The organism is Telluria sp. AIW5 (genome assembly GCF_056680575.1).
Genome location: NZ_CM155289.1, coordinates 1988076 through 2000655, shown reverse-complemented (window position 1 = coordinate 2000655; position 12580 = coordinate 1988076). Strand labels below are relative to the sequence as shown.

Annotated in this window: 14 protein-coding genes; 4 read left to right on the top strand and 10 right to left on the bottom strand. The window is 63.0% G+C overall.

The genetic code is table 11. The features are described 5' to 3' along the window. Positions 1–2: 2 nt before the first annotated feature. Positions 3–734, top strand: a complete 732-nt coding sequence (locus AC1MEM_RS08835) for an alpha/beta fold hydrolase (RefSeq protein ID WP_499476673.1) — start codon at positions 3–5, stop codon at positions 732–734. A 67-nt stretch (positions 735–801) separates the two neighbouring features. Next, positions 802–1257, top strand: coding sequence for a TIGR02594 family protein (locus AC1MEM_RS08830; protein ID WP_499476672.1), 456 nt, complete (start codon positions 802–804; stop codon positions 1255–1257). 211 nt (positions 1258–1468) lie between these two features. On the opposite strand, the gene AC1MEM_RS08825 is transcribed toward AC1MEM_RS08830, so the two are convergent. From AC1MEM_RS08825 to AC1MEM_RS08795, 7 genes are all read right to left on the bottom strand, one after another. Further along, complete coding sequence (locus AC1MEM_RS08825; RefSeq protein ID WP_499476671.1) at positions 1469–2407, bottom strand: CysB family HTH-type transcriptional regulator; 939 nt, start codon at positions 2405–2407, stop codon at positions 1469–1471. Beyond that, the gene (locus AC1MEM_RS08820; protein ID WP_499476670.1) at positions 2404–3477 is read right to left on the bottom strand and encodes a sulfate/molybdate ABC transporter ATP-binding protein; all 1074 of its coding nucleotides are present in this window, start codon (positions 3475–3477) and stop codon (positions 2404–2406) included. The genes AC1MEM_RS08825 and AC1MEM_RS08820 overlap by 4 nt, the downstream gene beginning before the upstream one ends. Further along, on the bottom strand, positions 3474–4394 hold the full coding sequence (gene cysW / locus AC1MEM_RS08815; RefSeq protein ID WP_499476669.1) for a sulfate ABC transporter permease subunit CysW: 921 nt from the start codon (positions 4392–4394) through the stop codon (positions 3474–3476). The genes AC1MEM_RS08820 and cysW overlap by 4 nt, the downstream gene beginning before the upstream one ends. Beyond that, positions 4391–5233, bottom strand: coding sequence for a sulfate ABC transporter permease subunit CysT (gene cysT, locus AC1MEM_RS08810; RefSeq protein WP_499476668.1), 843 nt, complete (start codon positions 5231–5233; stop codon positions 4391–4393). The genes cysW and cysT overlap by 4 nt, the downstream gene beginning before the upstream one ends. Positions 5234–5357: 124 nt before the next feature. After that, entirely contained in the window at positions 5358–6131 is a 774-nt protein-coding gene (locus tag AC1MEM_RS08805) for a sulfite exporter TauE/SafE family protein (RefSeq protein ID WP_499476667.1), read from the bottom strand. A 315-nt stretch (positions 6132–6446) separates the two neighbouring features. Then, the gene (locus tag AC1MEM_RS08800; RefSeq protein WP_499476666.1) at positions 6447–7085 is read right to left on the bottom strand and encodes a peroxiredoxin; all 639 of its coding nucleotides are present in this window, start codon (positions 7083–7085) and stop codon (positions 6447–6449) included. A gap of 125 nt (positions 7086–7210) precedes the next feature. Continuing rightward, complete coding sequence (locus AC1MEM_RS08795) at positions 7211–7600, bottom strand: diacylglycerol kinase (RefSeq protein ID WP_499476664.1); 390 nt, start codon at positions 7598–7600, stop codon at positions 7211–7213. Positions 7601–7750: 150 nt separating this feature from the next. Between AC1MEM_RS08795 and AC1MEM_RS08790 the strand changes: the two genes are divergently transcribed. Continuing rightward, positions 7751–8536: an IclR family transcriptional regulator gene (locus AC1MEM_RS08790; RefSeq protein ID WP_499476663.1), complete on the top strand. Its 786-nt coding sequence runs from the start codon at positions 7751–7753 to the stop codon at positions 8534–8536. Positions 8537–8652: 116 nt separating this feature from the next. Here AC1MEM_RS08790 and pbpG read toward each other — a convergent pair whose 3' ends face one another. From pbpG to AC1MEM_RS08775, 3 genes are all read right to left on the bottom strand, one after another. Continuing rightward, positions 8653–9861 (bottom strand): D-alanyl-D-alanine endopeptidase, encoded by a 1209-nt coding sequence (gene pbpG / locus AC1MEM_RS08785; RefSeq protein WP_499476661.1) that lies wholly within the window; start codon positions 9859–9861, stop codon positions 8653–8655. A 178-nt stretch (positions 9862–10039) separates the two neighbouring features. Next, a complete protein-coding gene (locus AC1MEM_RS08780; protein ID WP_499476660.1) occupies positions 10040–10735 on the bottom strand; it encodes a nitroreductase in 696 nt (231 codons plus the stop codon). Next, entirely contained in the window at positions 10732–11643 is a 912-nt protein-coding gene (locus AC1MEM_RS08775) for a DMT family transporter (protein WP_499476659.1), read from the bottom strand. Before AC1MEM_RS08775 ends, AC1MEM_RS08780 begins: the two co-directional genes overlap by 4 nt. Positions 11644–11950: 307 nt before the next feature. Here AC1MEM_RS08775 and phaP point away from each other — a divergent pair, with 307 nt between their 5' ends. Then, positions 11951–12526 (top strand): TIGR01841 family phasin, encoded by a 576-nt coding sequence (gene phaP / locus AC1MEM_RS08770; RefSeq protein WP_499476658.1) that lies wholly within the window; start codon positions 11951–11953, stop codon positions 12524–12526. The last annotated feature ends 54 nt before the right edge of the window (positions 12527–12580 follow it).

Sequence of the window (12580 nt, the reverse complement as noted above, 5' to 3'; positions counted from 1 at the left end):
CCATGAACAAGAAATTCGTGTGCCTGCTGCCCCTGCTGTTCGGCTTGTCCATGGCCGGGGCAGCCGTCCCGGTGGACATTCACGTTCCCGCCAATATTCAGGCCTGTACCAGCGCATCGCCCTGTCCGGTCGCCCTGCTGGCCCCCGGATACGGACTTGCAGGATCGGATTATTCCTTCGTCACCCACTCTCTTAACAGGATGGGTTACCTGGTGATCGCCCTGCAAGATAGTGCCGGCGGCGCCAAACTGGACCGGGACGCCCCGGTGTCGCAGCAAGTACAAGCATTGGCCCGGGTGGCCTCGAAGTCGATCGCCACCGCGATCGACGAGACCGCGGTACGGTATCCGCAATTCGATTGGCAACACCTGCTTCTCGTGGGGCACTCCCTTGGCGGAGACAGTTCGGCTCAGTTCGCCGCGGACACCCCGAACCGCGTTTCCGGCCTGATCAGCCTCGACAGCCGGCGGGTTGCGCTGCCCCGCTCGCCCGGCATCCACGTCCTGACGATCCGTGCCAGCGACACCACGGCGGACCCGGGCGTCCTGCCAAACGACGAAGAGCAGCGCCGCTACGGTACCTGCATCGTGCACATCAAAGGCGCGCGCCACAACGATATGCAGGATGGCGGCAGCGAGCAATTGAAGTCCAGGATTACCGCCGCCATCGACACTTTCCTCGCTCCTGCGCCCTATCCGAAATACGCCTGCGACCGTGACTCGCACCTCGACTGACGGGCGCCCGGTACAGCAGGGCAAGTTGCCTCTACGGGAACAGGAAACATTCAAGCACCTTTAACTGATGAAAGCCATGATGCCGCACGAGACGCCCTGGATGGACGCCGCTGTTGGGGAGTACGGCGTACGGCGGTTTCCCGCTGGCCAGACCAACCCTCGGATTGTCGAGTACAACTTCTACACTAACTTGCGCGGCTATGACGACAAGGTTTCATGGTGCTCATCATTCGTCAATTGGTGTCTCGCCGAATCCGGCATCGCAGGTACCGGCTCAGCATTGGCGCGCTCCTGGCTGGCGTGGGGGATCCCACTTGAAAGCCCCGTCCGCGGGTGTATCGCCGTGTTGACGAGGGATGACCCCAACAGCTGGAAAGGCCATGTGGGTTTTTTCCTTCGTATCGAGGAGGACTTCGTTGTTCTGCTTGGAGGAAATCAGCTGGAAGAAGTCCGGGAACACTGCTACCCGCTGAGCAGTGTGTTGAGCTATCGGTGGCCCGTCCCTGAACTTCAGTCCTTGTAGGGAGTGGACGCCCGTTCGCGGATGGAAGCGTGGTCGCAGTGATCGATGCGATTCATGCGCGGATCCCGAATCCGGGGCAGTAAAAATTGCGCGCGATTTTGGCGTGCGTTGAACGCGTGGGCGGATTTAGTCCCCCGGACTAAATCCCCCGCCCACGCGGTGATCGTTATCGGGCGAGTAGCCGCGACGGCACCGATATCGAACTAGCGTTTCAAATCGCCACCGCCTCATCCGCCTGCAAGGACCGCTCGATATCCGGGCGCGTCACCCCCGGCGCAAAGCGTTCAATGAAATGATACGCATACGCCCTTAAATACGCCCCCCTCCGCACCGCCAGCCGCGTCACGTTCGGCGCAAACAGGTGCGACGATTCGATCGCCCGCAGCCCCTTGTCGCGTCCATGATCGAAGGCCATCGAGGCAATGATCCCGACCCCCATCCCCAGCGACACATACTGCTTGATGACGTCCGAATCCATGGCGGTGAGCACCATGTCCGGCGCCAGCCCGGCCTTGCTGAAGGCGTCGTCGATATGGCCGCGGCCGGTGTAGCCGACGTCGTAGGTAATCAGCGGATGTTCGGCCAGGTCCTCCAGCCGCAGCGGCGTCGTACCCAGCAGCGGATGTCCCTCCGGCGCGACCACCACGTGACTCCAGCGGTAGCATGGAAACGAGACCAGGTCGGGAAACGTCGACAGGCCCTCGGTTGCGATGCCGATATCCGCCCGTCCCGACAGCACGTATTCGGCGATGTGTTCCGGCGCGCTCTGCTGCAGGGCAATGCGCACGTTCGGGAAGGCGTTGCGGAAGGACTGCACCACCTGCGGCAGCGCATAGCGCGCCTGGGTGTGGGTCACCGCGATGGTCAGCGTGCCGCTGTCCTGGGCCGAATACTCCTGGCTGGCTTGCGTCAGGTTTTCCGCTTCCACCAGCAGGCGCTCGACAATCTTGAGGATGCCTTTGCCGGGCGCTGTGAGGCCGGTCAGTCGCTTGCCGTTGCGTTCGAAGATGACGACGCCGAGTTCGTCCTCGAGCTCGCGGATCTGGCGCGACACGCCCGGCTGCGAGGTGAACAGCGCAGCGGCGACGTCGGTGAGGTTGAAGTTGCGGCGCGCCGTCTCGCGCACCGAGCGCAGCTGCTGGAAGTTCATATGCCGCCACCTTCATCGACGAAGACCTGGATCTGGCGCGGGCGCACGACCAGGGTCTCGCCTTCCTTGAGGCCGAGGCCGGCGAAGCGCTCGTTCGGGATCACGGCTTCGATCAGCTGGGCGTTGTCCGCCCGCTCGAGGTCGAGCTGGGCCAGCGGGCCGATCGCATGCGCGCGGCGCAGCTTCACCACGATGCCCTGCTTGCCCGGCGTGTAGCGCTCGACGTCGAGGTCGTGCGGACGGACGTAGCCGATGCCGTCGGCGTTCTGCACGCCGCCGTGGCCGGGTGCGTCGAACAGGGCGTCGCCGCTGGCGAGCACGCCATCGTGCACGCGGCCGTGGAACAGGTTGACGTTACCGAGGAAGCTGTAGACGAAGGGCGACGCGGGCGCGTTGTAGACGCTGGCCGGCGTGCCCAGCTGCTCGACGCGGCCCTTGTTCATGACGACCACCTGGTCGGCCACTTCGAGCGCTTCTTCCTGGTCGTGGGTCACGAAGATCGAGGTCACGTGCAGGTCGTCGTGCAGGCGGCGCAGCCAGCGGCGCAATTCCTTCCTCACCTTGGCGTCGAGCGCGCCGAAAGGTTCGTCCAGCAGCAGCACGCGCGGCTCCACGGCCAGGGCGCGTGCGAGGGCGATGCGCTGGCGCTGGCCGCCCGACAGTTGCGGCGGATAGCGGTCGGCGATCCAGTCGAGCTGCACCAGCTCCAGCAACTGCTTCACCTTGTCGCGGATCTGCTGCTCGCTCGGACGCTCGCGCCGCGGGCGCACGCGCAGGCCGAACGCGACGTTCTCGAACACCGTCATGTGCTTGAACAGCGCGTAGTGCTGGAACACGAAGCCGACCTGGCGCTCGCGCACATGGCTGCGGGACGCGTCCTGGCCGTCGAGCAGCACCGAGCCCGTGTCTGGATGCTCGAGGCCGGCGATGATGCGCAAGAGCGTCGTCTTGCCGCAGCCCGAGGGGCCCAGCAAGGCGGTCAGCTCGCCGTTGGGGAATTGCAGCGAGACGTCGTCGAGCGCCTTGAACTGGCCGAACTGCTTGCGGATGTGTTGGACTTCGATCGTCATTGCGGGCGCTCCGTGGTGCCGGCGTCGCTGCTCCTGGACTGGTGCAGACGCCATTCGATAAAGGATTTCACGGCCAGCGTCACCAGCGCGAGCAGCGCCAGCAGGGATGCGATCGCGAACGCGGCCGTGAAGTTGTATTCGTTGTAGAGGATCTCGACCTGCAGCGGCATGGTGTTGGTCTCGCCGCGGATGTGGCCGGACACCACCGACACCGCGCCGAACTCGCCCATCGCCCGCGCATTGCACAGGATGACGCCATACAGCAGGCCCCATTTGATGTTCGGGAGCGTCACGCGCCAGAAGGTCTGCCAGCCCGAGGCACCCAGCACCAGCGCGGCTTCCTCTTCCTCGGTGCCCTGCTGCTGCATCAGCGGAATTAGTTCGCGCGCGACAAACGGGAAGGTGATGAAGACGGTCGCCAGCACGATGCCCGGCACCGCGAACAGGATCTTGACGTCGTGCTCCATCAGCCATTCGCCGAACCAGCCCTGGGCGCCGAACAGCAGCACGTAGATCAGGCCGGCGATGACGGGCGAGACCGAGAAAGGCAGGTCGATCAGGGTGAGCAAAATGCTTTTGCCGCGGAAGTCGAACTTCGCGATGCACCAGGCCGCGGCCACGCCGAACACCAGGTTCAGGGGCACCGCGATGCCGGCGGCGATGAGCGTGAGCTTGATGGCGGAGATGGCGTCCGGATCGAGGATGGCGTCGACATAGGTGTCCCAGCCGCGTTTCAAGGCTTCGGTGAACACGGCGACCAGCGGCACGAACAGGAACAGCGTCAGGAAGAGGAGCGCGACGGCGATGAGCGTGTAGCGCACCCAGTTCGGCTCGAAGGCATTGGTTTTCACGGGACGCACGGCGCGCGGCGCGGCCGGGATCGGCTTACCTGCGGGTTTATCCAACACTGCACTCATTTCTTGCCTGCCCTTCTGCGGGTCCAGGCCTGCAACAGGTTGATCGTCAGGAGCAGGACGAAAGACACGATCAGCATCACGACCGCGATCGCGGTGGCGCCGGCGTAGTCGTACTGCTCCAGTTTGGTGATGATGAAGAGCGGCGTGATTTCGGACACCATCGGCAGGTTGCCGGCGATGAAGATGACGGAGCCGTATTCGCCGGTGGCGCGCGCAAAGGCGAGCGCGAAGCCGGTCAGCATGGCCGGCACGATCGAGGGCAGGATCACACGGAAAAAGGTCTGGAGCGGACTCGCGCCCAGGCTGGCCGCCGCTTCCTCCAGTTCACGCTCGGCTTCTTCCAGCACCGGCTGCACCGTCCGCACGACGAAAGGCAGGCCGATGAAGGTCAGCGCGACGACGATGCCGAGCGGCGTGAAGGCGACCTTGATGCCGAATTGCTCGAGGTATTTGCCGATCCAGCCATTGTTCGAATACAGGGCAGTCAGCGTGATACCGGCCACGGCGGTCGGCAGCGCGAACGGCAGGTCGACCAGGGCGTCGATGAAACGTTTACCAGGAAAGCGGTAGCGCACCAGCACCCAGGCGACGATGCCGCCGAACACGACATTCAGCGCGGCCGCGATCAGCGAGGCGCCGAAGCTGAGCTTGTAGGAAGCGACTACACGATCGGAGCTGACCGCGCTCCAGAAGGCGTCCCAGCTCATCGTGAACGTTTTCAGGAAGACGGCCGACAGCGGGATCAGCACGATCAGGGCGAGATAAAAGATCGTGAACCCGAGCGAGAGCCCAAAGCCGGGAATGACCCGGCCGGACGCGCGCGGCTGCAGTATGTTCATGGAGTCCTTATTACAAATTCTTCTAACGGACTGTAATAATCTCACTTCCACCTCATAAAACAAACGAAGGAATCTTCATTTGCATAGATGAATTACGCTATTAGCGTGGTGAACCTTGCATCGCTTAATAAATCAGCTTGGCTGCGACCCCGGTCAGCGTCAGGGCCAGCAAGGCGCGCAGGAAGCGCTCGGGCACCTTGCGCGCCAGCATCGAACCGAGGGTGATGCCCGGCAGCGAGCCGACCAGCAGGGTGATCAACAGCGTCCAGTCGATCGAGCCCAGCCACCAGTGGCCGGCGGCGGCGATCGCGGTCAAGGGCACGGCGTAGGCGATGTCGGTGCCCGCGACTTCGGCCGGGGTGAGTTTCGGGTACAGCATGACCAGCAAGGTGGCGCCGATGGCGCCGGCGCCGATCGAGGAAACGGTGACGAGGGTGCCGAGCACCACTCCCGCAATGACCGTGGCCACGCTCAGGGCCCTGCCCTGCAACTGGCGTTCGGGGCGGGCGTTAATCCAGGCAATCATGCGGCGGCGAAACAGCAACGCGACGACGGTGAGCATCACCGAGCCGGCGATCGAATAGCGGATGACCTGGCCGATGCGCGCATCGAGTGCGCCGAAGCGGCTCAGGACCAGGGTTGAGACGAGCGCGGCCGGCAGCGCGCCCAGGCACAGGCGGCGCACGATGGCCCAGTTGACGGTGCCGTTGAAGCGGTGAGTAATGGTGCCGGCGCCCTTGGTGACGGAGGCAAAGGCAAGGTCGGTGCCGACCGCGACCGTGGGCGAGACGCCGAACAGCAGCGTCAGCAGCGGCGTCATCAGCGAGCCGCCACCCACGCCGGTCATCCCGACCAGCAGGCCGACGGCGAAACCAGCCGAAATATAGGTCATTAACATGACCCCAAGAGTAAGCCGGGTCAGCCGTCGAACAAACGATGGGTTTCTTATTTGCTTATGCGTGCAGTGGGAATGGGGTACGCACGCTGTGCATCGATACGCAGAATTTAACTACGGACCGTTGCGTAACGTAGGGTGGGCACTCGTGCCCACGCGGACGCACCGTTGCGTGTCGAAACGCCCTCCGGATCACCGGCGTTTGCGTTCCGATCAATGGTTGTGAATGATCACGGCGTGAACGCGTGGGCATGCCCACCCTACGTTACGCGGCCGCCGGCGGTTTGGCGGACGCGTTTCGACATCGGTCCGCCGGTCTTACTTGTTCGGCTGCGGCGTCAGGCGCAGATACGGCTTCGGCGCCGTGAAGCCCTTCGGATATTTTTCGGCCAGCACCGCCGGATCCTGCACGGAGAGTGGAATGATCACGTCGTCGCCATCTTTCCAGTTGCCCGGCGTCGCCACCGAATAACCATCGGTCAGCTGCAGCGCGTCGATCACGCGCAGCACTTCGTCGAAGTTGCGGCCGGTGCTCATCGGGTAGGTAATGGTCAGGCGGATTTTTTTCTTCGGGTCGATCACGAACAGCGAACGCACCGTCGCCGTGGCCGACATTTCCGGGTGGATCATGTCGTACAGGGTGGAGACTGATTTATCGGCATCGGCGATGATCGGGAAACCGACCACGGTCTGCTGGGTCTCTTCGATATCCTTGATCCAGCTCTTGTGCTGCTCGGCCGGGTCGACGGAGAGCGCGATTGCCTTGACGTTGCGCTTGTCGAATTCGGGCTTGAGCTTGGCCGTCAGGCCCAGTTCGGTCGTGCAGACCGGCGTGAAGTCGGCCGGGTGCGAGAACAACACCACCCAGGAATCGCCCGCCCAGTCGTGGAAGCGGATGCGGCCGATGGTGGAATCCTGCTCGAAATCGGGTGCGGTGTCGCCGAGGCGTAAGGTCATGGTCATCTCCAGGAGTGAAGGCCCTCAGGGCGGCGTCACCATGACACCGCACAGGCCATCCGGCTATTCTGCGGTATTTTCGACAAGCTTGCTGTGCTGTCAGCACTGTGCTGTTACCGCAGTGTTCACATGAAGCGGTTATACAGCACCGTGCCCCAGGTGATCGCTGCCAGCAGCAGCGTCAGCCCGACCGCGGCGCTGCCGAAGTCCTTGGCATTCTTCGACAGAGGATGGCGCTCGAGCGAAATGCGGTCGACCACCGCTTCGATCGCCGAGTTGATGAGTTCGACGATCAGCACCAGCATCAGCACGCCGATCAGCGTCAGCTTCTCGAAGGCGGATACCGGCAGAACGAAGGCGAACACAAGGCCGAGCAGGAAGAGCAGCACCTCCTGGCGGAAGGCATGCTCGATGCGCCAGGCCATGTACAAGCCCTGCACGGTGTAGCTCGACGCGGCCAGGATGCGCTTGAGGCCACCCTTGCTCTTGAATTCGCTGGTCGGATGTTCCATCATATTTCTAAGAAGACATGAAGCTGCCATTATGCCCGTTCTGCGTCCTATGCGGAATGGACCGCGCGTAGACGAACAGCACTAGCGAAACCGTCGCCGCTTTCCGCATTATGGTATAAAGTAGGGACGATACCGCACTGCACCAACCACATCATGAAAATCGAAACACTTGAACCGCCCAAGACATCGATCCAGGTGATTGAGCGCATGGTCGCCCTGCTCGACGCGCTCGCCACCTATCCCGATCCGGTGAGCCTGAAAGAATTGTCGAAAGTCTCAGGCCTGCATCCCTCCACCGCCCACCGCATCCTGAACGACATGGTCGTGACCCGTTTCGTCGACCGCGTCGAGCCCGGCACCTACCGGCTCGGCATGCGCCTGCTGGAACTGGGCAATGTCGTGAAAAGCCGCCTCTCGGTCCGCGAAGCGGCGCTCGACTTCATGCGCGCGCTGCACAAGAAAACCCAGCAGACGGTGAATCTGTCGGTGCGCCAGGGCGACGAAATCGTCTACATCGACCGCGCCTTCTCCGAACGATCCGGCATGCAGGTGGTGCGCGCGATCGGCGGGCGTGGTCCGCTGCATCTGACCTCGACCGGCAAGCTGTTTTTGTCGGTGGACGAGGCCAAGGCGATCCGCGCCTACGCGACGCGCACTGGCCTGGCCGGGCACAACAAGAATTCGATCACGGATTTGACCAAGCTCGAGCGGGAACTGAGCCTGGTGCGTGCGCGCGGCTATGCGCGCGACAACGAAGAGCTGGAACTGGGCGTGCGCTGCATGGCCGCCGGCATCCATGACGACAGCGGCAAGCTGGTCGCAGGCCTGTCGATCTCGGCGCCGGCCGACCGCCTGCAGGAAGACTGGCTCGACGACCTGGTGCAGACCGCCGGGCAGATTTCGGCAACCCTCGGCTTCCGGCCGGCTTCGGTGGCCTGAATAGCTGGGGTCAGGTCTGACATTTAGACACGGCCTCGACGATACGAAGCCGATTAAGGCAGAGGTCGCGCCAAGGCGGGAGTCCGAATGTCAGACCTGACCTCAGCTTTCATTTTTTAGCGCACCGTCGGTGCCGACACCGTCGTAAAGGCATGGGTCGCGTTCGCCGCCGCAGCCGCCGCGCTGGCGGCCGCCGTGCCCGGACCGAGCAGGGCCGATGGCGCCACGGTGTCCGGCGTCAGCGCTTCGAGCCAGCGGCGCATGCGTCCGGCGTCGGCGGTGCGCGACATCTTTCCTTTGGAATCGAGGAAGACCATGATCACGTTGCGGCCCTGGATCATCGCCTGCATCACGAGGCAGCGCCCGGCTTCGTTGATGAAGCCGGTCTTTTGCAGGCCGATGTTCCAGTCCGGCATCCGCACCAGGTAGTTCGTATTGTTGTAGCGCATCGGGCGTCCGCTGGCCTCGACCACCCAGTTCGGATCCGTCGAATACTGGCGCAGCAGCGGCTTCTGGTGCGCATAGGCCACCAGTTTCGCCAGGTCGCGCGCGCTCGAGACGTTCTGGCTCGACAGGCCATTGGCATCGACGTAATGGGTATCGTTCATGCCCAGTTCGTGTGCCTTGGCGTTCATCGCCGTCACGAAGGCCCTGATCCCGCCCGGATAGTTACGCCCGAGGGCAGCGGCCGCGCGGTTTTCAGAACTCATCAGCGCGATATGCAGCATATTGTTGCGGGTCATGCGCGCGCCAACCGGCAGGCGCGAGCTGCTGAACTTCTGGCGGTCGACGTCGTCGTTCGTGACCGTCAGGGTTTCGTTCATGTCCTGGTTCGCTTCGACCACGACCAGCCCCGTCATGAGCTTGGTGATCGACGCGATCGGCAGCGCCACGTTGGCGTTCTTTTCGAACAGCACTTCGGAACTGTTCTGGTCCATCACGAAGGCCACGTTCGAGGCCAGCGACAGCGGGTCGCGCGTCTGGTTCAGCCCGGCGATATCGCCGGCGGTACGTGCCGCCGGAATGGCCAGCATGGCCGGCGCGGCGCGGCGGAAGGTCTGGTAGACGACACGGCGCTTGCCGTTTACTTTCACGACACGGCGCACCAGGCGCGGACGATCATCAGCGGCCGCCACCGTGGCCGCTTCCTTGCGCTTGCCTTTGCTGCCGGCCCTGGACGGGGCTTTGCGAACGGCCTTTTTCTTGACCGCCTGGCGTTTCTGTTTGCTTGAAGCAGCCTGCGCACCAGCCCCGGCGCCGGCGGCCGATACGGGCTCGACGACGAGAAACAGCGATACCAGGACAGACAACAGGAGCTTCAACATTTCTACTTCCTTTTTCACGCGGCCAATGCGGCATTGAATGAGTGTATTCGCCCGCAACTCAACTGCAAGCCGAATTTAAACACCCTCGCGTCTATTTTGCCGCACAACAACGGACCGATGCACGATGCATGCTGCCGTGCGCGGCGATCTTCGTTAATTGTGTAGCGGGCGCAACACCTTATTTTACAAAATGAACAAATGTCGAGAGCGGCTCGCGTTCGGTGACCAGCGAATTCTCGATCTTGCCCGGATCGGCCCAGCCCAGCGCCATGCCGCAGACCACGGTTTCGTTCGCCGGCAGTTTTAACTGCTCGGCAATGATGCGATGGTATTGCGTAAACGCCGCCTGCGGGCAGGTGTCGAGCCCGCGACCGCGCGCCGCCACCATGATGTTTTGCAGGAACATGCCGTAGTCGAGCCAGGAGCCCTGCTCCATCACGCGGTCGATGGTAAAAATCAGGCCGACGGGCGCATCGAAAAAACGGAAATTGCGCGCATGCTGAGCTGCCATGCCGGCCTTGTCTTCGCGCGTCAGGCCGAGCAGGCTGTACAGGTCCCAGCCGACCTTGCGCCGGCGGTCGATGAAGGGCGAGACCCATTCGCGCGGATAGTAGGGGTATTCCTCGGTGTGTTCGCGCGACTGGGCAGGGTCGGTGTGGACGGCAAGGATGGCGTTCGACAGTTCGACGCGCGCCTGGCCGGTCAGCACATACACTTTCCAGGGCTGGGTATTGGTCCCGGACGGGGCGCGCGCCGCCACTTCCAGGATGCGCGCGATGTCGGCCTGCTCCACCGCCTTGTCGAGGAAGGCACGGATCGAGCGGCGCGAGGTGATGGCGGCATCGACCGCTTCTTGTTGCTGGCTTGAGATCATGGAAGCTCCTTTTTCTTGACGACGAATGCGACGCCGGCGACGGCCACCGCCATGCCCAGCAGCCCCAGCGGGCTGAGCGACTCGCCGAACAGCAGCCAGGCCATGACGGCGGTGGTCGGCGGGGTCAGGTACAGCAGGCTGGTCACTTCGGTGGCGTTGCTACGGCGGATAAGTTTAAACAGCAAGAAGATCGCGCCGATCGACAGCGCGAACACCGACCACAGCAGTGCGACGATGAAGTTGGCGTTCCATATAACCTTAGACAAGGATGGATCCAACTGTTCAAAAAGAATCGCGCACGGCAGCAAGGCCGCCACGGTCGCGCCGAACTGGATCACGGTACCGGTGCGCAAGTCGAAATGGGGGCAATAGCGGCGCTGGTACATGGTGCCGGCCGTGATCGACGCCAGCGCGAACAGGCAATACAGGATGGCGCGCACGGACAGCCCGGCCAGGTTGATCTTGGCTGCCACGACCAGGCCCACGCCAAGCAGCCCGAGCAGCAGGCCCAGCCACTGGCGCGGACGCACCCGCTCGCCGATCAGCGGCGCGGCCACCGCGGTGAGGATAGGCTGCATGCCGACGATCAGCGCCGACAACCCGGCCGGCATGCCGATTTTAATCGCGCACCAGACGCCGCCCAGGTAACCGGCCTGCAGCAGCAGGCCCGCCACCGCGACATGTTTCACGCGCCCGCGCGGCCAGGGTGCGCGCGACACCAGTACGAGAGGCAGGAGCACGACCAGTACGCCCAGGCAGCGCAGTAGCAGGAAGGTCAGCGGCGGCGCATAGGGCAGGCCGAACTTGGCCACGATGAAACCGGTACTCCAGAGCACAACGAAAAATGCGGGCACCAGCCAGCGGTGCTGCGTGAAGGATGCGCCTGCGGTTGCGGTGGTGTCGGCCATGGTTGTGAGAGTCGAGCGCGGGACACCGGGTGGCGAATAGCGCAATGGCAAGTTTAACATGGGTGGAAAAAGGCTTCCGGCCGCTACCGAAGGGCATCTTTTGATGGCAAAACCACGACATAAGTTGTTCTAAAGTATTTCTTCCGATGCAAGAGTACAACAATCTATGCAAGGATGGTGCGACGCACCAAAATCGCTTGACTCGGTCCCGGAAATGGGCAAAACTTGAATCTGTTGCGGTGCACCATTCGGACCAGCACCGGTTTTTAGCAGCATACCTTCCTATAACGTTTGTTTGGAGATCCCCATGTTTGCAATCCCAGAGCAGTTCTCGAATGCCACCAAAGCCAATTTCGAAACCCAATTCGCCCTGTTTTCGTCGCTGACCGCGAAAACCTTCGAAACCATGGAAAAGCTGGTCGAGCTGAACATCAGCACCGCCCGCGCTACCCTGGCTGACAACGCCACTGCTGCCCGTCAATTGCTGTCGGCCAAGGACCCGCAAGAGTTCTTCGCACTGTCGACCGCCAAGGCCCAGCCTGCCGCCGAGAAAGCCGTCGCCTACAACCGCCAGCTGGCCGCCATCGCCACTGCCAACGGCGCCGAGTTCTCGAAAGCCGCTGAAGGCCAGATCGTCGAAGCGAACCGCAAGGTCATCGCCCTGGTCGACGAAGTGAGCAAGAACGCCCCTGCCGGTTCGGAGACCTTCGTCGCCGCCGTCAAGACCGCGATCAGCAACGCCAACGCTGGCTACGAGCAGTTCAGCAAGACCACCAAGCAGGCGGTCGAAGCCATCGAAAGCAATGTGAACGCCGCTGTGTCGCAGTTCTCGCAGGCTGCCGCCAAGGCGCCGGCTGCGAACGCTGCTGCTGCCGCTGCTTAAGTAACATGGCCCGCTTCGGCGGGCTGTAATGAAAAAGGCCGCCTGATCGCTCAG